Raw genomic sequence first — 21,626 nt, 5'->3', positions numbered from 1 at the left:
CGTCAGAGGACGGAGCGGAGCCCGGGCAGGCGTCGCAGCAGCGAGCCGGCCAGCCAGCTGAGCAGCAGCGCCACCGGTAGGGCGATCAGGAACTTCAGCACCGGCGTCAGCGCGACCGGGTGCAGCGCGGCGGCAACGCCGACGATGATCGGTGCGTGCACCAGATAGACCGCGTACGCGTTGCCGGCGAGCCACCGGGCCGCCGGGCCCTGGCCGGTCACGAAGCGCTGAAAGAGGACGAGCAGCACGGTGATCATTCCGAGCGCGAACAACGAGTCCCAGAGCGCGAAGCCCAGGTGTGCCACGGAGCTCGGCGGCGGCGGGTCGACCAGGTCGAGGGTCAGATAGCCGCCGAGCATGATCATCGGCAGCACTGAGGCGATGATCAGGCCCAGCCCGAGCAGCCCGGCCCGTCGCGGCAGGTTCCGCAGCCAGTCGTTGCGGTACGCGAGCACGCCGACGACATAGAGCGACAGGTATTGCGGCAGATAGGCCGCGCTCGGCAACCCGACGATCGGGACGTACGTGCCCACCGGCACCACCATCCGCCAGACCCAGGAGACGACTCCGAGAGCCAGCGCGAACATGATCACGTGCCACGCCCGGAGCTTGATCACCGGCCGCGGCCGGGCCGGTCGGATCCGCCGCAGCAGCACGTACCCGAGCGCGAAGATCAACAACACCTCGAGGAACCACATCGGCCCGAGGTCGGCCTCGGTGAGATAGAAACTCCAGTACGGCGGCCGGTCGGCGGCCGGCAGCGCCAGGTAGGTCGGCAGCGTGTAGAGCGGCCGCAGGGCCACGACGAAGATCAGGAACGGGATGCCGAGCCGCCGCAGCCGGTCGACGGCGAAGGCGGTCGATCCCTTGCGGTCAAGGGATCCGGGGGTGACGAAGCCGGACAACAGGAAGAAGAAGCCCATGAAGTAGGCCTGGTTCAGCAGCACCAGGCCGTCCAGCGGCAGCCCCTCCGGCGGGGACGGCGGCGGCTCCCAGTTGGGCCAGACCGGCAGGTTTCCGTAGACCAGGGCGACATGGTGGGCCACCACCAGGACGGTCAGCCAGACCCGCAGGTTGTCGACGAAGGCCAGCCGCGTGGCCGGCCGCGCCCGGACCTCCTCGGTCGCGCTGGTCATGCCGACCCCTCCCGCCGGGTCGCCCGGTCGAACAGCTCGACCACTTCCGCGGTGAAGGCGGCGACGTCGAGCTGCGGATGCGCGAGCACCTGGAAGCTGAAGCCGTCGATCACCCGGCGGACCGCGATCGCCATCACCCGCGGCGAGAACTCGCGGAACTGCCCGGCCTCCTGCCCGGCCCGGAAGATCTGCTCCAGCAGCCCGAACGTCTCCCGCTCCTCCCAATCGGAACCGAAGACCGGGCTGCCGTCGGCGCTCCGGTGGCCGCGGATGATCTCCACCACGGCGTTGATCTGCTCCGGATGTGCGGCGATGTAGCCGAGGTTGCTCTCCAGATAGCCCCGCAGCAACTGCCGCGGCTCCGCCTCATCGGCGAGAACATCCGCCCAATGGGTCCGCGCATACTCGGCACCGCGGGCGAACACCTCGGCCACGGCCGCCTCGAGGATCTCCGCCTTGCTCGCGAAGTGGTACGTGATCACCCCCTTGCTGATCCCCGCCAACTCGGCCACCCGGCTCAGCGACGCGCCCGCATACCCGTGCCGGCTGACCACCCGGATCGCACAGTCCACGATCTGAGCCCGCCGGGCCGTCTCCGTGAAGGTCTCTGCCGAGTCCCTATTAGTACGCATGACCAAATATTAGTACGATCGTCTAGCCACCCCAAACGCCGAGTTGTCAGAAGTGAGTTGTGCCCTGGGGCAACTCAGTTCTGACAAGTCGGCGGAGGTGGTCGACGTTGTCCACAGACATCGCGGCACCCCGACCGAGTTGTCAGAACTGAGTTGCCCTATGGCACAACTCAGTTCTGACAACTCGGTAAGGGGTGGGGGAACCGGGCCGCCGGGCGGAGACCACGACTCCGCCCGGCGACGTCGGGGCGGGGATGGACGGACGGGTAGCTCGGCCACGTGCTGGATCGATGGGTGGACTTAGGAGCTTCGCCTTGCATCCCCGCTGCAGCGGCGCGTTCGTACCCGACTCCTGGGCGGCCCAAACATGCGGTCTGCGTCAGCGGGAGGGATAGACCACCGGCTTGAGGCAGTGCGGGTCGGTCTTGGAGGCACGCAACGCGTCGGCCACCTGGTCCAGACCGAACCGGCCGGTCACCAGCGAGTCCAGGTCAACGGCGCCGGAGGCCGCGAGGGCAATCGCGGCCGGATAGCAGTTGGCGTAGCGGAAGGTGCCGGTGATCATCAGTTCCTTGATCTGGATGTCGGCGACCGGCAGCTCCATCGTCGGCGATCCCATCCCCACCAGGACGATCCGGGCGGCCGGAGCGGCGACCGTGAACGCCGCCCGAACCGCCGGCTCGGCGCCGCTGCATTCGATGATCACGTCGACCGGCTCGAGTTGCTCGGCCAGCGGACCGGCGGCCGCGTTGATCACCTGGCTCGCGCCGCGATCACGGGCCACGCCGAGTCGGTAGTCGTTGGTGTCGCTCACCGCGACCGAGGCCGCGCCCCGGGCCCGGGCCACGTCGGCGCAGAGCAGGCCGACCGGGCCGGCGCCGGTGATCAGGACCCGGTCGCCGGGCTCGACGCCGGCCTTGCGGGACGCCCAGATGCCGACCGACAGCGGCTCGATCAGCGCGGCGGCCTCGTCAGACAGCGTGTCCGGCACCGGGTGCGCCCGGTGGGACGCGAGCACCACCTGCCCGGCGAAGGCGCCGTGGATCGGCGGCGTGGCGAAGAATTCGACGTCCGGGCAGAGGTTGTAGCGGCCCGACTGGCACTCCTTGCACCGGCCGCAGGTTTCCTGCGGCTCCAGCGCGACCCGCTGGCCGACCGTACGGTCGGTGACGCCGGGGCCGAGGGCACGGATCACGCCGGATGCCTCGTGACCCAGCACCAGCGGTTGCTCGACCACGAAGTCGGCGATCCGGCCATGATCAAAGTAGTGCACGTCGGAGCCGCAGACTCCGACCGCGGCGATCTCGACCAAGACCTGTCCGGGGCCGGGAGCCGGGATCGGTGATCGTTCGATCACCACCTCCCCGGGGCGTACCAGCAGGGATCTGGGCTGATCGGTCGCGACGTCGGTGTTCATGATCGCAACGATACGACCGGCGGTACGGGGTCGGCCGGGGATCCCGTTCCTGGGCTCAGATCCAGCCCTGGTGCTGGGCCAGCCGGATCGCCTCGGCCCGCTCGGACACCTCCAGCTTGGTCATGATCGCGGCGGCGTAGTTGCGGACCGTGCCGGCGGACAAGCCGACCCGCCGGGCGATTGCGGCCGGGGTGCCACCCTGGGCCAGGGCGGCGAGCACCTCCAGCTCGCGCTCGGTCAACGGGCAGTCCGGGGCGATCAGCAGCTCGGCGGCCAGCTCCGGGTCGACGTACCGGGCCCCCTCGTGCACCCGCCGGATCGCCTGCGCCAGCGCGCCGGCCGGAGCGCCCTTGGTGACGAACCCGGCGGCACCGGCCCGCAGGGCCCGGCGGAGATGGGCCGGCCGGCCGCGACCGGTCAGGATGATCACCCGGCAGGACGGCAGGGCGCGGACCAGTTCGGCGCTGACCGCCATGCCGTCCAGATCGGGCATGTCGAGATCGACGACGGCGACGTCCGGCCGATGATCGAGCGCGGCCTGGATCGCCGCCCGGCCGCCACCGGCGCGGGCGACGACGGTCAGGTCCGGCTCCAGGTCGAGCAGGGTGGCGACGGCGTCCCGGATCAGCGCCTCGTCGTCGGCCAGCAGCACCTTGATCATGATCCCGCCGAGCCTACGGGAGCCGGCAGCCGCGCCTCGAACACGAAGCGACCTTCTTCCCGACCGGCCCGGATCTCGCCGCCGAGCTCCGCGAACCGCTCCCGCAGACCGGCCAGCCCGGTGCCCGCCCGGGCGCTCGGCTCGGGCCGCGGCGTCACGTCGTTGATCACCCGGAGGTGAAGTGCGTCGCCGGCCCGTTCCAGGGCGATCGAACAGTCCGTGGCGCCGCCGTGCCGGAGCACGTTGGTGGTCGCCTCGCGCAGCGCGATCGCCAACAGCCGGGAGACGGCCGGGTTCGGTGGTCGGGCGGCGAGTTCGACCCGGCAGCCGATGCCGGCGGTGTCCAGGGCGTCCCGGACCGCGGCGAGTTGTTGTTCCAGGTCCATCCCGCGATAGCCGTCGACGGTCGACCGGAGCTGCACCAGCGCGTCGGCGGTGAGCCGGCGGAGTTCGCCGGCCTCGGTGCTCGATCGTTCCGGATCGACCGGCTGCAGTCGCTCCACCAGCTCGGCCTTCAGCGCGATCACCGAGAGGGTGTGGCCGACCACGTCGTGGATGTCGCGGGCGAACCGCAACCGCTCCTCGGCCACCGCGAGCCGGGCCCTGGCCTCGCGGCCGGCGCGGAGATCACCGACCACCCGCCACAAGGCGAGCGGCAGCCCGCACATGAACGCGACCGTCAGCCCGATCGAGATCGCGGTCAGGCCGTACCCGAGTGGATCGCCGACCCGGTTGCCGATCACCAGCACCGCCACCAGCAGCCCGATCCAGCCGGCGATCAACACCGGGGCGCGGCGAAACAGCAGCGGCAGCGCGCCGGCGACCGAGCCGCCGAGCCAGGCCCAGCTGTCCCAGCGGTCGCCGGCGAGCGGCGCGACCAGCGGGATCGAGATGATCACGGTCAGCCCGAAGGCGAGGTCGATCCAGGGTGGACGATGCCCCGTCCGGACCGCGTCGCCGTCCCGCGCGAACGGGCCGGACACGCTCCGATAGTGCGCCAGGCACTGCATGATCACGACCGCGGCGATCCCGACCGCGGCCAAGATCATCCGCGTCGGGTCACTCTCCCGGCCGAGCCCGATCCCCGGCATGATCGCGGTGGTCAAGGGCGCCGGGGTCATGGCCAGCAGCGCGACCGTGCGAGCCCGGCGAACCGGCCGGTCGGCCTCGTCCAGCCCCATCCGTCGGTCACCTCCTCGCGTCCGGAACCCGCCCACCATACCCCGCCTGGGTATGCAAGGGAGGCTGTTGACCGACTTGTCGAGGTCGGTGCGAAGTCCGGTCCTTGAAGCCTGGATCCACCGATGTTCGTGGATCCGTGGGGTTGCGATCCAGGTCGGCCTACGCGGCCCGAAGCCGAGCCCCGCAGGTACGACCGAGGGGGTTCGTTCCCTGAGCCTGTCGCGGCTTGTTCGTTCCCTGAGCCCTGCCGCCGCTTGTTCGTTCCCTGAGCCTGTCGAAGGGCAGGCCAGACGCCGTGCCCTTTCGGTTTCGGCCTGACGGCCGGAAAAGACGCGCCAAGAAGCGGGCAGGTCACGGCGGTCCGCCACGTAAGGCGGCCGGGCGCCGGTGTTTGCGGCGAAAGTCGCCGGCCGGGCATCGACTGTGACGTTTCCCGGCCCTCCGGCGCCGATCAAGCCGGGAAACGTCACAGTGGATAATCCCGGCGGCCGCGCAACCGGCGCCCCGGCCGGAAGTTCCCCAGGGAACGCCGTAACCCGCCCGTCCCTGGCGCGTCTTCAAGCCTCGGCGTGCACCGAGCGGTCTTGTCCGGTCGACCTCGAGCGGGCGAAGTCTGTCGTTCCCGGGTCAACTCGATGGGTGCTCAGGTCCCGCGACAGCGCTTGCCCTGGCTTGCCCTTCGACAGGCTCAGGGAACGAACACGCCACGGCTCAGGGAACGAACACTCTGGCCGACTGGGCCCGTCCGACGCCGCCCGATCCAAGATCATCGGTGGATCCAGGCGTCTCAGGGAACGATCACCCTGCCCGAGCGCCGCTCGAAGAAGGCGCGCCAGTCCTCGGTGATCGGCCGATCGCCGACCAGGACGGTCCGCGCGGTCGCGTAGCGCGTACCGGCATCGTCCCGGAGCTCGGCCGCCAGCGAGACCGAGCGGGTGCCGATCTTGGTCACGACGGTCTCCACCAGATAGGGCTCGATGGCGAAGTCGACCGGCTTCAGATAGTCCAGGTCCTGCCGGACGACGACCCACTGACCGCCGTCATCGCCGCCGATCAGGTCGGCCACGAACTCGACCCGCGCCTCCTGGACGTAGTCGTAGTAGCGGACGTTGTTGACGTGGCCGTAGGAGTCGAGATCGGACCAGCGCACCCGGACCCGATGGAGCCGGCCGGAGCCGTCGAACTTGATCTTGGTCGAGTCCACCGGCCGCAGCGGCTCGGCCGGCTCGAGATGCGCGGTCAGATACTCCCGTTCGGCCGCGGTGAGCCGGCGCAACGCGTTGTTCGTCAGGTCGAACGGGGTCGCCGTCGTCCGGGCCCGGACCGCTACCTCTGCTCCGTCCCTGATCTCGTAGCCGATCTTGAACCGGCTGCCGCCGACCGCTTCCAGCCAGAGATCGATCGTCAGCGGCCGGCCGGTGTAGACCACCGGCGCCAGGTATTCGACCTGGTGGCCGGCGACGATCACGCCGCTGTCCAGCAGCTCCCGCATCACCGGCGGGCCGGCGTGCAGGAAGTCGACCCGGGCCTCCTGCAGATAGTCGACGAACGCGGCGTTGTTGACGTGGCCCTGGGCGTCCATGTCGCCCCACCGGACCGGGCAGCGGTACGAATGCGTCACCGCAGCATCCTGCCAAGCCGTCGATCATCCGGCGACGACCGGGTCCCCGGCCGGCCGGAATCAGCGGATGCCGGGACGGGACTCGGCCCAGCGGCCGCAGGTGAAATCCGGGAAGTCGACCGGAGCGCCGCCGGCCGCGACCGACGCGACACTCAGCGGCGCCGGCGCGCTCCAGGCCGCGGCGTCGTAGACATCCATCTCGGGCACGGCACCGGATCGCATCGCGGTGATCAGCCGCAACAGCATCAGGTAGTCCATCCCGCCGTGCCCACCCGACTCCCGCGCCCGCGCGCCCTCCTCGGTCCATAACGCGTGCTCGTACTGCCGGAACGCGTCGAGCTCGGCGTACTCCTCCGGCTGCTCGGGATCGTCGGGATCCTCGACGAAGATCCGCGGCGGGAAGTCGGTGAAGATCCCTTTGGTGCCGACGATCTCGTTCCGCCGGCTGTACGGTCGCGGCCCCACCACCTGGTGCTGCAGCAAGATCGTCCGGCCCCGTTGGGTGGCGACGATCGAGGTGTTGATGTCGCCGCAGCGATAGACCTCGCCGGCCGTGCTCGGGTCGAGCTCGTCGGGATGATCATTCCGCCAGGCATCGAGGCCGCGGGAGGCCGAGCTCATCGAGGTCATCCGGACGAACCGGTCGCCGCGATTGACGTCGAGGTAGGCGGCCACCGGGCCCAGCCCGTGGGTCGGATAGAGGTTGGCGTCGTAGTCGACATGCGCCTTGCGCCGCCACGCCTTGTCGGTCATCAGTGGTCGCCGAAGATCATGCAGATAGGCCGCTTCTGCGTGCAGCAACTCGCCGAGCACACCGTCGCGGACCAGGTTCAGCACCAGCAGCTCGTTGTAGCCGTAGTTGCAGTTCTCCAACATCACGCAGTGCCGCCGGGTCTGCTCGCTGGCGTCGACCAGCGCCCAGCAGTCGTCCAGCGTGAGTGCCGCCGGCACCTCGACGGCGGCGTGTTTGCCGGCCCGCATCGCGGCCACCGCCAGCGGCGTATGCAGCTCCCACGGGCTGGCGATGATCACCAGGTCGACGTCGTCGCGCTCGATCAACGCGGTCGCGTCGGTGCCGGCCGCGGCCCGGGGCCACCCCGCGGCGGCGATCCGATCGGCCGCCTCCCCCGCCCGCCCCGAGGACGCGTCGGCGACCGCGACCACCTGGGCGCCGTCGATGGCCAGCAGGTTGCCGAGCAGCGAACTGCCGCGGTTGCCGGCCCCGACCAGCCCGATCCGGACCCGGTCCCGACCCTCGAACGGCACGTTGATCATCGTCGCGCGAGCCACTCATTCATCCTAAAAGTTACGCGCACTAATAGGCAATAATGCTTGTCCACAATTGGACGGCGGGAAGGCTCAGCCGTCGGCGACGTCCCAGACGGCGCCGTTGTCCGCCGTCGCCAGCCGCCGGACCAGGACGGCCGCCACCTCCTCCGGTGGGCGCAGTCGGCCGTCGCGGTGGGCGGCGACGAAGCGCTCCCGCAGCGAGCGCTGCACCGCGGTGCCGCCCTGGTCACGGATCCAGGCCTGCATGCCGGTGTCGATCATGCCGGGCCGATAGGTGTTGGCCGTCACGCCGGTGCCGGCCAGCTCCGCGGCAAGGTTGGCCAGGTGGGCCTCGAGCGCGGCCTTGCCGGTGCCGTACACGTTGCCGCCGATCATGGCGTCGGGACGCGCGGCGACGCCGCTGGAGATGCCGACGATCCGGCCCCAGCCGTTGTCGATCATGGAGCCGAGCATCCGGAAGCCGAGGATCATCGGTGCCGTGAGGTTGATCGCGACGGCCTCGGCCACCGCCGCCGACGGGAGCCGGCGGCTGGCGTCGATCGGCGTCACGACCGCGGCATTGTTGATCAAGAGATCGGCCGCGCCGACGGCATCGGCGACCGCGTCCGGGGCGCCGGGGAGCGAGAGATCGGCCGGCACCGTACGGACTCCGACACCGTGATCTTGCAACTCGGCGGCCACCCGGAGCAACGCCTCGGCATCTCGGGCCACCAGCACCAGGTCGGCGCCCGCCGCGGCGAGCGCACCGGCCACGGCCCGGCCCAGGCCTCGACTGGCTCCGGTGACGACCGCGGTCCGGCCGGTGAAGAGGGTCATGCTGACAGCCTCCCGTGCCCGTTCCGCCCATCGCACGCGGCCCCGGACGGCGGGAAGTCGACTCGGCCGGAACCGACCCCGGAAGCCGCCGCCGGATTTACCATTTCTGCATGTCAGATGCGGAAAAGGACGGCTCGACGTCGTTCTGGAAGACCTTGCCCGGGGTCCTCACCGCAGTCGCGGGTCTGCTGACGGCGGTCGGCGGCTTCCTGGTCGTCCTGGTCCAGGTCTTCGGCGGGCCGGGCCCGGTGTCGGCGTCGCCCCCGCCCGGCGTCACGGCCGAAACATCCGTGGCGGCGACCGCCGAGGATCCGGCGCCCGCCCCCACCGACGCGGCGTCGCCCGCCCCCGCCAGCACGGCACCGCCAGCCGCCACGAGCGGCCCACCGGCCGAGCCCGGCGTGCTGCATCGGGATCGGCTGGAACTGAGAAACGCCGACTTCGCCGACCTGGAGACCGGGCGGCTGGGCAGTCCCCCACCCAACGACGATCTCTATCTGGGCGGCACCGAGGAGTTGCTCGGTCCGTACGGGATCACGGTGGCGACCGGCCCGATCAGCAAGGCGACGTGCCAGGCCGCGCTGACCGACCGGATCGACCACAAGGTCTACCTGTCCAAGGTCGGCGACGACCAATGGGTCTGCATCCAGACCAAGGAAGGCCATCTCGCCGGGATGGAGCTCGCCCAGCCGGCCGGCCCCGGCCAGCCGTCGGTGATCTTCGACTACGTCGTCTGGAGCTGACTTGAAGGCCCCCCAAAAACCCGGTGAGCCGTCACATCCGCGGCCGTTTTTGCGGCCTGTCGCAGCGGAAGTGACGGGTCGGCAGGGGTCAGGAGGGGGTGTAGCGGCGGGGGTTGGTGCTGGCGCGGACCACCTGGCGGAGGTCGGCGAGGGTGCCGGAGAGGGCGCCGTGGGCGCGGGCCTGGACCAGCACGTTGCCGATCGCGGTCGCCTCGGTCGGGCCGGCGATCACCGGCAGACCGCAGCGGTCGGCGGTGAGCCGGCAGAGCAATTCGTTCTGCGAGCCGCCGCCGACCACGTGCACCGAGTCGATCGTCCGGCCGGACAGTTCGCCGGCGGTGCGCACGATCGAGGCGTACGCGGCGGCCAGTGACTCACAGATCGTCCGGGTGAACTCGGCCCGGGTCCGCGGCACCGGCTGGCCGGTCCGCTCGCAGGCGACGGCGATCCGCTCCGGCATGTGGTCCGGCGCGATGAACTCCTCGGCGTCGGCGTCGATGATGCCGACCGGCCCGGTCACCGCGGCCGCCTCGGCCAGCAGCCGATCAAGATCAACCGGCTGGCCGTCGGACTCCCAACTCCGGACGCACTCCGACAGCAGCCACAGTCCACCGGCGTTGCGCAGATAGCGGACGGTGCCGTCGACGCCGCCCTCGTTGGTGAAGTTGGCCAGCCGGCTCTCCGCGGAGAGGATCGGCTGATCGAGTTCGACGCCGACCAGGGACCAGGTGCCGGAGGAGATGTAGGCGGCCGCCGGGGACTCCAGCGGGGTGCCGACGATCGCCGACGCGGTGTCGTGCGAGCCGACCGAGGTGATCACCGTGGTCGCCGGCAGGCCGGTCTTGCGGGCCAGGTCCGGCAGCAGCTTTCCGATCACCGTGCCGGAGGGCCGCACCGGCGGCAGCAACGAGGCCGGCACGCCGAGCCGGTCCATGATCACCGGCGACCACTCCCGGGCGGTCGCATCGAACAACCCGGTGGTCGAGGCGTTGGTCGCCTCGGTCTGCCGCTGCCCGGTCAGCCCGTACGCCAGCAGGTCGGGCAGCATCAGCAGCGTCTCGGCCCGCGACCAGCGGTCCTCCCGCTGCTCCGCCGCCACCTGATAGATCGTGTTGAACGGCAGGAACTGCAGCCCGGCGATGGCGTACAGCTCGGCGAAGTCGATCTTGGCGTGCACGTCACCGATCACCGCCGCGGTCCGGTCGTCCCGGTAGGCCACCGGGTCGCCGATCAACTCACCGGTGCGATCGAGCAGACCGTAGTCGACCGCCCAGGTGTCGATGCCGATGCTGATCACGTGGTCGAAGCGGGCCGCGAGCCGGGTCAGCCCGTCGATCACGTCGCTGCAGAGCCGCCCGAAGTCCCAGTACAGCCGGCCATCCCGCTGGTCCATCTGGTTGCCGAACCGGTGCACCAGCTCGAGCTCGATCCGGCCGTCGGCGATCCAGCCGGCCATCACCCGCCCGCCGGACGCACCGATGTCGACCGCACCGAAGACCGCTTGGTTTCCCATGATCAGCTACTCAGCGCAGGAACGCCGCCGCGACGCCCGAGTCGACCGGGATGTGCAGTCCGGTGGTGTGGCTCAGCTCGTCGGAGGTGATCACCGCGACCGCGTTGGCCACGTGGTCGGGCAACACCTCCCGCTTGAGCAGGGTCCGGCCGGCATAGTAGGCGCCGAGCTCCTCCTCCTTCACCCCGTAGACCGCGGCCCGCTTGGCACCCCAGCCGCCGGCGAAGATCCCGCTGCCGCGGACCACGCCGTCCGGGTTGATCCCGTTCACCTTGACCCCGTGCTCACCCAGCTCGGCAGCGAGCAGCCGGACCTGGTGCGCCTGGTCGGCCTTGGCCGCGGAGTAGGCGATGTTGCTCGGGCCGGCGAAGACCGAGTTCTTGCTGGAGATGTAGACGATGTCGCCGCCCATCCGCTGCGCGATCAGGGCCTTGGCGGCGGCCCGGGAGATCAGGAACGAGCCCCGCGCCATCACGTTGTGCTGCAGGTCCCAGTCCGCCTCGGTGGTCTCGGTCAGCGGCTTGGAGATCGACAGGCCGGCGTTGTTGACCACAAGATCAAGTCCGCCGTACGCGAGCACCGCGGCGTCGATCGCCGCCTGCACCTGCGCGGCGTCGGTGACGTCGGCCCGGATCCCGATCGCCACATCGGCGTTGCCGAGCTCGGCCGCGGCCTCCTCGGCTCCTGCCTGATCAAGATCGGCGATCACGACGCAGGCACCCTCGGCCGCCAACCGGGTGGCGATCGCCCTGCCGATGCCGCTGGCGGCGCCGGTGACCAGGGCGATCCGGCCGGCGTGCGACCGCGGCTTCGGCAGCCGCTGCAGCTTGGCCTCCTCCAGCGCCCAGTACTCGATCCGGAACTTCTCCGACTCGTCGATCGGCGCGTAGGTCGAGATCGACTCTGCACCGCGCATCACGTTGATCGCGTTGACGTAGAACTCGCCGGCCACCCGGGCGGTCTGCTTGTTGGCCCCGAAGGAAAACATGCCGACGCCCGGCACCAGCACGATCGCCGGGTCGGCGCCGCGCATCGCCGGCGAATCGGCGTCGGCGTGCCGCTCGTAGTAGGCCCGGTAGTCGGCCCGGTATTGATCATGGAGCTGCTGCAGCCGGCTGATCGAATCCTCGAGGCTCGCCGCGGCGGGCAGGTCGAGGATCAGCGGCTTCACCTTGGTCCGGAGGAAGTGATCGGGGCACGAGGTGCCCAGCTCTCCCAGCCGGGGATGCTCGGCCCGGGCCAGGAACTCGAGCACCTCGGGGCTGTCGGTGAAGTGGCCGACCATCGGCTTGTCGGTCGAGGCCAGGCCCCGGATATGCGGCGCCAGCGCGGCCGCCCTGGCCCGGCGCTCCGCCTCCGGCAACGCTCCGTACCCATCCAGCTCGGCGCCGAACGGATCGGGCCTCCCGTGTTGATCAAGATAGTCCTGCGCCGTCTTGATGATCCACAGCGAGTTGGCCTCGGCCTCGTCGCTGGTCGCACCCCAGGCCGTGATCCCGTGGCCGCCCAGGACCGTGCCGATCGCCTGCGGGTTGTCGGACTTGATCTTGGCGATGTCCAACCCCAGTTGGAATCCCGGCCGCCGCCACGGCACCCAGACCACCTTGTCACCGAAGATCTCGCCGGTCAGCCTCTCCCCGTCCACGGCGGTCGCGATCGCGATCCCCGAGTCGGGGTGCAGGTGATCGACATGCGGCGCGTCGACCAGGCCGTGCATCGCCGTGTCGATCGACGGCGCCGCCCCGCCCTTGCCATGCAGGCAGTAGTCGAACGCGGCGACCAGCTCGTCCTCGCGCTCGATCGCCCCGTCGCCCCAGGACCCGTACACGTCGACCAGCGACCGCATCCGGTCCAGCCGCAACACCGCCAGCCCCGACGCCTGCAACGTGCCGAGATCACCACCGCTGCCCTTGACCCACAGCAACTCCACGTCGCCGCCGGTCACCGGATCGGTCGCCGTCCCCTTGGCCGAGGTGTTGCCGCCGGCGTAGTTGGTGTTCCGCGGATCGCCCCCCAGTCGGTTGGACCGGTTGATCAACTCGGCCACGGTGCTGTTCTCGTTCTGCTGCGTCACGTCCTACTACTTCCTCGGTGTCGAAGGTTCTGTTCGTTCCCTGAGCCTGTCGAAGCCTGTCGAAGGGGGCAAGCCTGATGCCAGCGCTTCGACAGGCTCAGCGCGCGTACGGAATCAGGCGCCCCAGCCGGCCTGGTCGCCGCCGACACGGTCGACGGCGATCTGATCAAGGTAGCCGCTGGCCAGGAATTCCTTCATCGGGTCGGCGGGCAGGCCGCGGCCGCTGCGCCATTCGGCCAGGTCGGGCCGGACGTCGGTGTAGAACGCGTCCATCATGAGCTGGTTCGCGCCGAGGACGTCGCCGGCCTGCTCGGCCGCCAGCAGTTCGTCGCTGTCGACCAGCAGGGCCCGGGCGGTCATCTCCTGCACATTCAGCACGGAGCGGATCTGGCCGGGGATCTTGGCCTCGACGTTGTGGCACTGGTCGAGCATGAAGGCCACCCCGCTGGCCTGACCGTAGCCGCCGCCGCGAACGACCTCGTACAGGATCCGGAACAGTTGGAACGGGTCGGCCGCGCCGACGATCAGGTCGTCGTCGGCGTAGAACCGCGAGTTGAAGTCGAACGAGCCGAGCCGGCCGAGCCGGAGCAGCTGGGCGACGATGAACTCGATGTTGGTGCCCGGCGCGTGATGCCCGGTGTCCAGGCAGACGAAGGCCTTCTCCCCCAGCGCGACGCAGTGCGCATAGGAGGTGCCCCAGTCCGGCACGTCGGTGGCATAGAACGCCGGCTCGAAGAACTTGTATTCCAGCACCAGTCGTTGATCATCACCGAGCTGGGCATAGACCTCGGCCAGCGACTCGGCCAACCTGTCCTGCCGGCCGCGAAGATCACCCTGGCCGGGATAGTTGGTGCCGTCCGCGAGCCAGATCTTCAGGTCCCGGGAGCCGGTGGCGGTCATGATCTCGATGCACTCGTGCATGTGCGCGATCGCCTTTTGGCGCACCCGGGGATCGACGTGGGTCAGGCTGCCGAACTTGTAGTCGTCATCCTGAAACGTGTTGGAGTTGATCGTGCCCAACGCGACTCCATGATCACCGGCGTAGGCGGCCAGCTTCCCGTAGTCGTCGACCTTGTCCCACGGGATGTGCAGCGCGACCGTCGGCGCCAGCCCGGTGTATTCGTGCACCTTGGCGGCGTCGGCGATCTTCTCCTCCGGCGTCCGCGGCACCCCGGGCTGCCCGAACACCCGAAACCGGGTGCCCGAGTTGCCGAACGCCCAGGACGGGAGCTCGATCGCCTGATCGGCCAGTGATGCGGTGATGTCCGCAAAGTTACGCATCAGCTTTCCCTTCTCTCTGCTCAACGGTGCGCCGCCATTCATGATCACCGTGACCGACGGCCACCGCCTCGGTCCCGGCCTCGTCACCGGGCAACCGGACGTCGGCCGTCACGCCCGGCGGCACCGTGGCCCGGACGATGACCTCCGCCCCGGACCGCTCCCAGCGCACCGAGATCGGCCCGTACGCACTGTCGTAGCTCGCCTCACACCAGTCCAGCCCGTCCACCACCAGCGGCGCGATCGTCACCCGACGATAACCCGGCTCGGCCGGTGCCAGCCCGGCCAGTCGGCGATGCATCCAGTCCGCCACCGAGCCGAACGCGTAGTGGTTGAACGAGGTCATCTGGCCCGGGTTGATCGTGCCGTCCGGCAGCATCGAGTCCCAGCGTTCCCAGATTGTCGTCGCGCCCATGCTGACCGGATAGAGCCAGGACGGATTCCCGGTCTCGGTGATCATCTTCCAGGCCAGGTCGGGCCGGCCGGCCAGCTCCAGTGCGTCCAAGATCAACGGCGTGCCGACGAAGCCGGTGCTCACCTTGAACTCGGCCTTCTCGACCAGCTCGGCCAGCCGCTTCCCGGCGTTCACCCGGCGCTCGTCGTCCGGCAGCAGCGACCAGACCAGCGCCATCGCGTACGCAGTCTGACAGTCACCGAGCACCCGGCCGGAGCCGGTGACGAACTCGGCGTTGAACGCCGCCAGGCTGCGCTCCGACACCTCGCGGTAGTGCTTGGCCTCGTCGTCCCGGCCGAGCAGCTCGGCCGCGTCGGCGACCCGTTTCGCCGACGTGATCAGATGCGCCGTGGCGACCACGTCCGGGTCGACCTGCGCCTTGAACGCGTTCTCCGGTGGCGCGGTCGGATCCAGCCAGTCGCCGTACTGGAAGCCGCCGAGCCAGAGACCGTTGTCGGTCGCCAGGCTGATCAACTTGTCCACCCAGGCCTTCATGCTGGCGAACTGCCGGGCCACCAGCTCCCGGTCGGCGAACCGCTGCCACAGCACCGTCGGCACCACGGTCGCCGCGTCGCCCCAGGCCGCCGCGGCCGAGCCGTTGTGGCCGCCGCTCAGCACGTCGGGAATGACGCTCGGCACCGAACCGTCCGGCAGTTGATCGGCGGCGAGGTCGGCCAGCCAGTTGGACAGGAATCCCCCGGTGTGGAAGAGGAAACTCGCGGTCGGCGAGAACACCTGGATGTCACCGGTCCAGCCCAGCCGCTCGTCGCGCTGCGGGCAGTCGGTCGGCACGTCGAGGAAGTTGCCGCGCATCCCCCAGACCACGTTCTCGTGCAGCTGGTTGAGCTGATCATGAGAGCTGGCCCAGGTGCCGGTGCGGCGCAGGTCAGAACTGATCGCGACCCCCTCGAGCTGGCTCAGCTGGAGATCATCGACGCCGGTCACCTCGGCGTAGCGGAAGCCGTGGAAGGTGAAGATCGGCTCGCAGACGTCGTCGCCTCCGGTGAGTAGATAGCCGTCGGTCGCCTTGGCCTTGCGCAGCGGCCGCACCCCGAGCTCGCCGTGCTCCAACACCTCCGCGTGCCGGATGATCACCTCCGCCCCGGCCGCGCCGCGGGTCTTCAGCCGGACCCAGCCGACCAGGTTCTGGCCGAAGTCGATGATCGTCTTGCCCGACGGGGAGGTGATGATCTCCAACGCCGGCAGGGTTTCCACGATCCGGATCGGCGGTCCGTACGGGGCGATCAGGGTGGACAGGTCACGCTCGACGAGTGCGACGCCACCGGCCTCCTTGCCCCCGGGATCGAGCGAGATCCGCAGGTCGGTCCGCTGGCCGTCGTAGAAGTCGTCGGCGAGGATCCCGCTGGCGGCCGACTGCCAGGACTCGTCGGTCTTGATCACCTGGGTCGAGCCGTCGGCCTTGGTGATCTCCAGCTGAGCCAGCAGGGCGAGCCGGTCGCCGTAGTGATCACGATGCAGGTCCCAGGTCATCTGGCCGCGATACCAGCCGTTGCCGAGCACCGCCTGCAGCCGGTTCTCGCCACCGGTCAGCAGCCCGGTGACGTCGAAGCTCTGGTAGCGCAGCCGGTTGCTGTAGGACGTCCAGCCCGGCGCCAGTTCCTCGTCGCCGACCCGGCGGCCGTTGATCGAAAACCGATACCAACCGAGCGCGGTCACGTAGAGCCGGGCCGAGACGACCTCGCCGGCGACGTCGGCCGTGCTGAACAGGATCGGTGCCGGATCGTCCAGTCCGTGCCCGGCGGCGGCGATGAAGCGCGCCTGCCAGTCACCCGGCTCCAGCAGCCCGACCCCGATCGCCACCGGCTCGCTCTCCGCCACCGCCCCGTCGGCTCCGAACGCGCGGACGGTCACCGAGCCGTGGGCCCGAGAGTTCAGCGGCGGGTGCGGCCAGGCGACCAGCACCTGCTCGGCCGACTCGACCCGGATCCGCTGCTCCGCACCGCCTGCCGGGGTGTAGCCGATCTCGTACGCCTGCTGGCGCCAGTCCGGATCGTCGGTCTCGATCGACCAGGTCAGCCGCGGCGTCGGCGTACCGAGGGTGCTCGAGTCGTCGTTGTGTTCCAGCAGCACCCGGGAGATCCGGAGTTCCGTCGGAGCCGTCACCGTCATGGAGCCATCCTTCGTCATTGTGGGGTGGGACGCGCGGGCTTGAATCGTTTCAGACACAGAATCTATTCGCCGTGTGACACCCCTGTCAACACACTCTCGCCGACTTGTAGCGGCTGGGCGCTATCTGGTCCGAGGAGAGCCGGTTCAAGTCGGTGGGTGGCGGGGTTCTCCCATGGACACTAGGTTGCTCGCATGCCAGGTGAGGATCGTGCGGGGCGGCGTGGCCCTAAGCCGCAGGTGAGCATCCGCGACGTCGCGGAACGGGCCGGGGTGGCGCTGGGCACCGTGTCCAACGTGTTGAATCGTCCCGACAAGGTCGCTGAGGCGACCCGAGAACGGGTGTTGCAGGCGATCGAGGACCTCGGGTTCGTCCGGAACGACGCCGCCCGGCAGCTCCGGGCCGGCAAGAGCCGCACCATCGGGCTGATCGTCCTCGACGTCGGAAACCCGTTCTTCACCGACGTCGCCCGCGGTGCCGGCGACCGCGCAGCCGAGGCGTCGCTGTCGGTGCTGCTCGGCAGCAGTGATCAGCGGACCGACCGGGAGTCCGCGTTCATCGACCTGTTCGAGCAACAGCGGGTGCAGGGCGTGCTGATCTCCCCTGTCGGCGACGTCGACGAGCGGCTGGGCCGGCTGCGCGATCGCGGGATGCCGACGGTGCTGGTGGACCGGCTGTCATTGGGCCGGCACTTCTCCTCGGTCTCGGTCGACGACGTCGGCGGCGGTTACCTGGCCGTGCAACATCTGATCGAGCAGGGCTGCCGGCGGATCGCGTTCGTCGGCGGCCCGTTGAACATCCTCCAGGTCGCCGACCGGCTGCAGGGGGCGACCAAGGCGGCGGCGGAGCACCGCGGGGTTCAGCTCGAGGTGCTGTCCCAACCGGAGTTGACGGTACGGGCCGGCCGGGACGCCGGGCAGGAGATCGTCGAGCGCGATCCGGCAGACCGGCCGACCGGCGTGTTCGCCGCCAACGACCTGATCGCCGTCGGGGTGCTGCAGGCGTTCGCGCTGCTCGGGCCGCTGGCCGTACCGAAGGACGTCGCGTTGGTCGGCTACGACGACATCGACTTCGCCGGCTCGACGGTGGTGCCGCTCACCTCGATCCGGCAGCCGTCGGCGTTGATCGGCAAGACGGCCGTCGAGCTGCTGCTGGCCGAGACCGAGGCGCTGGCGGCGGGCCGTACGTTCGAACGGCAGCAGATCGTCTTCCCGCCGGAGCTGGTCGTCCGCGAATCCAGCCAACGCCGCTGACCCGGCCCCTCGAGGAGATCGCCATGGACGCCGATGTCGGGGTGCGACTCGATGCCCGGCCGCTGTTCCGGCGGACCCGGGCCGCGCTGCTGGAGTTGCTCGCGGACCTGTCCCCCGCCGACTGGCAGGCGCCGACCGTCGCAGCGCCGTGGCTGGTCCGCGATCTCGTCGCCCATCTGCTCGGCGATGACGTCAGCCGGTTGTCCCGGTCCCGTGATGATCATGACGGCCCCGGTCCGGCCGCCGGCGAGACGCTGCCGGTCTTCCTGGCCCGCATCAACGACGAGTGGGTCCGGGCCGTCGCCGCGGTCAGCCCGGCGGTGCTGCGGGACCTGCTCGGCACCACCTCGGACCTGGTCCACGCCTACTGGCAGGCCTGCGACCTGGCCGCCCTGGGCGAGCCGGTCAGCTGGGCCGGGCCGGACCCGGCGCCGGTCTGGCTCGACTGCGCGCGCGACTTCACCGAGGACTGGGTGCACCAGCAGCAGATCCGCGACGCCGTCGGCCGGCCCGGGCTCGAGGACGCCGAGGCCCTGCACGCGGTGATCGACACCTTCCTGCACGCCATGCCGCTCACCCTGCGGCAGCACGCCGGGCCCGTGGCCGAGGGCGCCGCCGTGACGGTCCGGGTCGGCGAGCTCGGCAGCTGGACCTGGCGCCGTACGCCCGCCGGCTGGGACCCGGACGACACCCCGGCCGACCCCGCCCTGACGGGAGCCGCGGTGATCGACACCGACCCGGACACCTGGTGGCGACTCTGCGTCCGGATGCTCGAGCCCGACCAGGCCCGCGAGTTGATCACCGTCACCGGTGACGAGCCGCTGGCCACCGCCGCCACCCACATCCTCTCCATCATCCGCTGAACCCCCCGAGTTGTCAGACTCTCACCACGCCAGGGTGTGGTGAGAGTCTGACAACTCGGGGGTTGGGGTCAGTCGTGGTGGAGGTAGCGGAGTTGCCAGTTGCCGGCGATGATCTTGAGCAGCAGGGTGAGGTGGCCGGGGCCGGTCGGCGTTTCGATCGCGGCGGAGCAGAGGGCTTCCCAGCGTCCGGTGCCGACCTGCCAGTCGAGGGCGGTCGGCTGCAGCGGTTCTCCCGCCAGCAGGGCCTCGACGATCGACTCCCGGCCGCGGTGCGGCCGGCCGGCTCGCCAGAGGGTCGCGTCGCTGTCGACCAGGGCCAGCAGCGAGGTCGCGGAACGGTCGGCCGCGGCCCGTCGGAAGGCCTCCAGGTACGTGTCGAGCTCGCGCGCGGTCTCCAGCCGGGCGTCGATCGTGATCGGCTCGCCGGCGGCGATGGGCCGCAGCGCGAGGTGCCGCTGCCGGTCGAAGTCCTGGGCACAGGACGGGTCGTCGGCGTGGTTCACGAACCTGGCCGGCTCCGGATAGAGATACCGGTGGCCGCCGTAGCTGTGGACGAACAGGTCCTCCCCGGCCGGCAGTTCCCGATACTCGCGCTCGTCGATCGGGCGCAGTCGGAAGCTCATCACCGTCTCGCCGGCGGCGAAATCCCGCGCGGCATACACCCCGGTGCCGGCAAGATCACCGGCACCGGGGTCACCCCATCCATCGGTGCCGGGTCAGTCCCGATCGTAGAGACCGTCGAGCAGATCGGAATACTTGCGTTCCACGGCCTTGCGCCGGACCTTCAGGCTCGGCGTCACCTCACCGGACTCCACACTCAGCTCGCCCGGCAGGATGACGAAGCGCTTGATCGTCTCCCAACGTTCCAGCTTGCCGTTGGCCTCGGTGACGTAGCCGTCGATCAACTGCCGGACCGCCGGCTGCTCGACCAGGGTGGCGACGTCGTCGACCTGAAGGTCGTTCTCCTTGGCCCAGGTGGTGATCGCGTCCGGGTCGAGGGTGATCAGCGCGCTGATGTACTTCCGGCCGTCGCCGTGCACCACGATCTGGCTGATGTACGGGCAGGCGGCCACCAGCACGCCCTCGACCTTCTGCGGCGCCACGTACTTGCCGCCGGAGGTCTTGATCAGGTCCTTCTTGCGGTCGGTGATCCGCAGATAACCATGATCATCGAGCTCGCCCAGGTCACCGGTGGCGAACCACCCGTCGGTGAGCACCTCGGCCGTCGCTTCCGGCTGATTGTGGTAGCCGGTCATCACGCCCGGGCCCTTGATCAGGATCTCGCCGTCGTCGGCGATCTTGACCTCGGTCCCCGGCATCGGCGGGCCGACGGTGCCGAAGCGCGGCGCCCGGCGATGGTTGACGAACGACGCGGCACTCGTCTCGGTCAGCCCGTACCCTTCGAGGATCAGCAGGCCGGCGGCGTAGAACCACTCCTGCACCTCCCGGCTCAGCGCCGCCGAGCCGGAGACGAAGAACCTGATCTTGCCGCCCATCCGCGCCTTGAGCTTGCTGAAGACGAGCTTGTCGGCGAGTTGGTACTGCAGGGCGAGCAGACCGGTCGGCTGCTTCCCGGCCAGCCGGATCGGCACCGTCTTGTAGCCCACATCGAAGGCCCAGTTGAAGATCTTGCCCTTCAGCCCGTGCGAGGCCCCCATCATCACCCGGGCCCGGACCTTCTCGAAGATCCGCGGCGCGCCGGCCATCATCGTCGGCTGCACGACCCCGAGGTTGTCCACGATCTTGTCGATCGCGCCCTCCACGGCGGTGGCGAAGCCGACCCGGAGCTGGATCGTGATCAAGGCCTTGCCGAAGACGTGCGACAGGGGCAGCCACAGGTACTGCAGGTCGTCGGGCCCGATCAGGTCGTACAACTCGACGGCCACGCCCTCGTACGTCCAGCAGTCCTGGATCAGCCGGACCCCCTTCGGCCGACCGGTGGTGCCCGAGGTGTAGATCAGCGTCGCCAGGTGCTCGGGGCGGATCCCGTCGATCGTCTGATCGATCGAGTCCGGATGCGCGGCCAGATACTCCCGGCCGCGGCGCTCCAGCTCCGACCAGGTGATCACCTTCTCGTGATCCAGGGAGCCGTCGATCAGCACGATCGCGGCGACCTGGGTCAGCTCCGCGAGGTGATCGAGCACCTTCTGCGCCTGATCCGCGTTCTCGGCGATGATCACCTTCGACTCGGAGTCGGACAGGATGTAGGCGACATCGGCATGCTGGGTGGTCGGATAGACCGTCGTCGTCGCCGCGCCCGCGCACATCACGCCGAGGTCGGCCAGGATCCACTCGATCCGGGTGCCGGAGGCGATCGCGACCCGGTCCTCCGGCTCGATCCCCAGATCCAGCAGGCCGGCGGCCAGCACGTACGCCCGGTCCTTGGTCTCCCGCCAGGTGAGCGAGACCCAGCGTTCGCCTTCCAGATAGCGGAAGGCCTCCTGCGGACCCGACTTCTCGACCCGTTCCAACAGCATCGCTCCGACCGACGCCGGTCGGGTCAGCTCTGCCTTAGCGGTCTCGGACACTCTTTCCACCTCATCTGCTCGGGCTTATGCAGAGGGT

Annotated in this window: 17 protein-coding genes; 3 read left to right on the top strand and 14 right to left on the bottom strand. The window is 69.9% G+C overall.

Annotated features, from left to right (window positions below):
• Positions 1–2 precede the first annotated feature (2 nt).
• The 8 genes from FNH24_RS02015 to FNH24_RS01980 all read right to left on the bottom strand — a co-directional run bounded on the left by FNH24_RS02015 (position 3) and on the right by FNH24_RS01980 (position 8,755).
• Positions 3–1,136, bottom strand: a complete 1,134-nt coding sequence (locus tag FNH24_RS02015) for an acyltransferase family protein (RefSeq protein WP_152360440.1) — start codon at positions 1,134–1,136, stop codon at positions 3–5.
• On the bottom strand, positions 1,133–1,768 hold the full coding sequence (locus tag FNH24_RS02010) for a TetR/AcrR family transcriptional regulator (protein WP_152360439.1): 636 nt from the start codon (positions 1,766–1,768) through the stop codon (positions 1,133–1,135). Before FNH24_RS02010 ends, FNH24_RS02015 begins: the two co-directional genes overlap by 4 nt.
• 379 nt (positions 1,769–2,147) lie before the next feature.
• Positions 2,148–3,185, bottom strand: a complete 1,038-nt coding sequence (locus FNH24_RS02005; protein WP_152360438.1) for an NAD(P)-dependent alcohol dehydrogenase — start codon at positions 3,183–3,185, stop codon at positions 2,148–2,150.
• Between the two features lie 55 nt (positions 3,186–3,240).
• On the bottom strand, positions 3,241–3,846 hold the full coding sequence (locus tag FNH24_RS02000; protein WP_152360437.1) for a response regulator transcription factor: 606 nt from the start codon (positions 3,844–3,846) through the stop codon (positions 3,241–3,243).
• Positions 3,843–5,027 carry a sensor histidine kinase gene (locus tag FNH24_RS01995; protein ID WP_152360436.1) on the bottom strand — a complete coding sequence of 395 codons (1,185 nt, stop codon included), beginning with the start codon at positions 5,025–5,027 and terminating at the stop codon, positions 3,843–3,845. The genes FNH24_RS02000 and FNH24_RS01995 overlap by 4 nt, the downstream gene beginning before the upstream one ends.
• A 788-nt stretch (positions 5,028–5,815) precedes the next feature.
• Entirely contained in the window at positions 5,816–6,649 is an 834-nt protein-coding gene (locus tag FNH24_RS01990) for an acyl-CoA thioesterase (protein ID WP_152360435.1), read from the bottom strand.
• A 60-nt stretch (positions 6,650–6,709) separates the two neighbouring features.
• Entirely contained in the window at positions 6,710–7,939 is a 1,230-nt protein-coding gene (locus FNH24_RS01985) for a Gfo/Idh/MocA family protein (RefSeq protein WP_152360434.1), read from the bottom strand.
• Between the two features lie 69 nt (positions 7,940–8,008).
• Positions 8,009–8,755 carry an SDR family NAD(P)-dependent oxidoreductase gene (locus tag FNH24_RS01980; RefSeq protein WP_152360433.1) on the bottom strand — a complete coding sequence of 249 codons (747 nt, stop codon included), beginning with the start codon at positions 8,753–8,755 and terminating at the stop codon, positions 8,009–8,011.
• Positions 8,756–8,865: 110 nt separating this feature from the next.
• Between FNH24_RS01980 and FNH24_RS01975 the strand changes: the two genes are divergently transcribed.
• Positions 8,866–9,498, top strand: coding sequence for a hypothetical protein (locus FNH24_RS01975; RefSeq protein ID WP_152360432.1), 633 nt, complete (start codon positions 8,866–8,868; stop codon positions 9,496–9,498).
• Between the two features lie 88 nt (positions 9,499–9,586).
• On the opposite strand, the gene FNH24_RS01970 is transcribed toward FNH24_RS01975, so the two are convergent.
• The 4 genes from FNH24_RS01970 to FNH24_RS01955 form a co-directional block, all read right to left on the bottom strand.
• On the bottom strand, positions 9,587–11,011 hold the full coding sequence (locus FNH24_RS01970) for a rhamnulokinase (protein ID WP_152360431.1): 1,425 nt from the start codon (positions 11,009–11,011) through the stop codon (positions 9,587–9,589).
• Positions 11,012–11,021: 10 nt separating this feature from the next.
• On the bottom strand, positions 11,022–13,085 hold the full coding sequence (locus tag FNH24_RS01965; protein WP_152360430.1) for a bifunctional aldolase/short-chain dehydrogenase: 2,064 nt from the start codon (positions 13,083–13,085) through the stop codon (positions 11,022–11,024).
• Between the two features lie 114 nt (positions 13,086–13,199).
• Entirely contained in the window at positions 13,200–14,366 is a 1,167-nt protein-coding gene (gene rhaI, locus FNH24_RS01960) for an L-rhamnose isomerase (RefSeq protein ID WP_152360429.1), read from the bottom strand.
• Positions 14,359–16,947, bottom strand: a complete 2,589-nt coding sequence (locus tag FNH24_RS01955) for a family 78 glycoside hydrolase catalytic domain (RefSeq protein WP_152360428.1) — start codon at positions 16,945–16,947, stop codon at positions 14,359–14,361. The genes rhaI and FNH24_RS01955 overlap by 8 nt, the downstream gene beginning before the upstream one ends.
• A gap of 237 nt (positions 16,948–17,184) precedes the next feature.
• Between FNH24_RS01955 and FNH24_RS01950 the strand changes: the two genes are divergently transcribed.
• Both FNH24_RS01950 and FNH24_RS01945 read left to right on the top strand, forming a co-directional pair.
• Positions 17,185–18,198 (top strand): LacI family DNA-binding transcriptional regulator, encoded by a 1,014-nt coding sequence (locus tag FNH24_RS01950; RefSeq protein ID WP_246186702.1) that lies wholly within the window; start codon positions 17,185–17,187, stop codon positions 18,196–18,198.
• A gap of 23 nt (positions 18,199–18,221) precedes the next feature.
• Entirely contained in the window at positions 18,222–19,061 is an 840-nt protein-coding gene (locus FNH24_RS01945; RefSeq protein ID WP_152360426.1) for a maleylpyruvate isomerase family mycothiol-dependent enzyme, read from the top strand.
• 68 nt (positions 19,062–19,129) lie between these two features.
• Here FNH24_RS01945 and FNH24_RS01940 read toward each other — a convergent pair whose 3' ends face one another.
• Entirely contained in the window at positions 19,130–19,723 is a 594-nt protein-coding gene (locus tag FNH24_RS01940; protein WP_343031700.1) for an SET domain-containing protein-lysine N-methyltransferase, read from the bottom strand.
• Positions 19,724–19,777: 54 nt separating this feature from the next.
• Positions 19,778–21,589: an AMP-dependent synthetase/ligase gene (locus FNH24_RS01935; RefSeq protein ID WP_246186701.1), complete on the bottom strand. Its 1,812-nt coding sequence runs from the start codon at positions 21,587–21,589 to the stop codon at positions 19,778–19,780.
• Between the last annotated feature and the right edge of the window lie 37 nt (positions 21,590–21,626).

The organism is Microlunatus speluncae (genome assembly GCF_009299835.1).
Classification (GTDB): domain Bacteria; phylum Actinomycetota; class Actinomycetes; order Propionibacteriales; family Propionibacteriaceae; genus Microlunatus; species Microlunatus speluncae.
This window is presented reverse-complemented; position numbering and strand designations above follow the sequence as displayed.

Coding starts and splice junctions, on each gene's coding strand:
- FNH24_RS02015 (WP_152360440.1), bottom strand. CDS start 1,136: ATGACCAGCGCGACCGAGGAGGTCCGGGCGCGGCCGGCCACGCGGCTG.
- FNH24_RS02010 (WP_152360439.1), bottom strand. CDS start 1,768: ATGCGTACTAATAGGGACTCGGCAGAGACCTTCACGGAGACGGCCCGG.
- FNH24_RS02005 (WP_152360438.1), bottom strand. CDS start 3,185: ATGAACACCGACGTCGCGACCGATCAGCCCAGATCCCTGCTGGTACGC.
- FNH24_RS02000 (WP_152360437.1), bottom strand. CDS start 3,846: ATGATCAAGGTGCTGCTGGCCGACGACGAGGCGCTGATCCGGGACGCC.
- FNH24_RS01995 (WP_152360436.1), bottom strand. CDS start 5,027: ATGGGGCTGGACGAGGCCGACCGGCCGGTTCGCCGGGCTCGCACGGTC.
- FNH24_RS01980 (WP_152360433.1), bottom strand. CDS start 8,755: ATGACCCTCTTCACCGGCCGGACCGCGGTCGTCACCGGAGCCAGTCGA.
- FNH24_RS01975 (WP_152360432.1), top strand. CDS start 8,866: ATGTCAGATGCGGAAAAGGACGGCTCGACGTCGTTCTGGAAGACCTTG.
- FNH24_RS01970 (WP_152360431.1), bottom strand. CDS start 11,011: ATGGGAAACCAAGCGGTCTTCGGTGCGGTCGACATCGGTGCGTCCGGC.
- rhaI (WP_152360429.1), bottom strand. CDS start 14,366: ATGCGTAACTTTGCGGACATCACCGCATCACTGGCCGATCAGGCGATC.
- FNH24_RS01955 (WP_152360428.1), bottom strand. CDS start 16,947: ATGACGGTGACGGCTCCGACGGAACTCCGGATCTCCCGGGTGCTGCTG.
- FNH24_RS01945 (WP_152360426.1), top strand. CDS start 18,222: ATGGACGCCGATGTCGGGGTGCGACTCGATGCCCGGCCGCTGTTCCGG.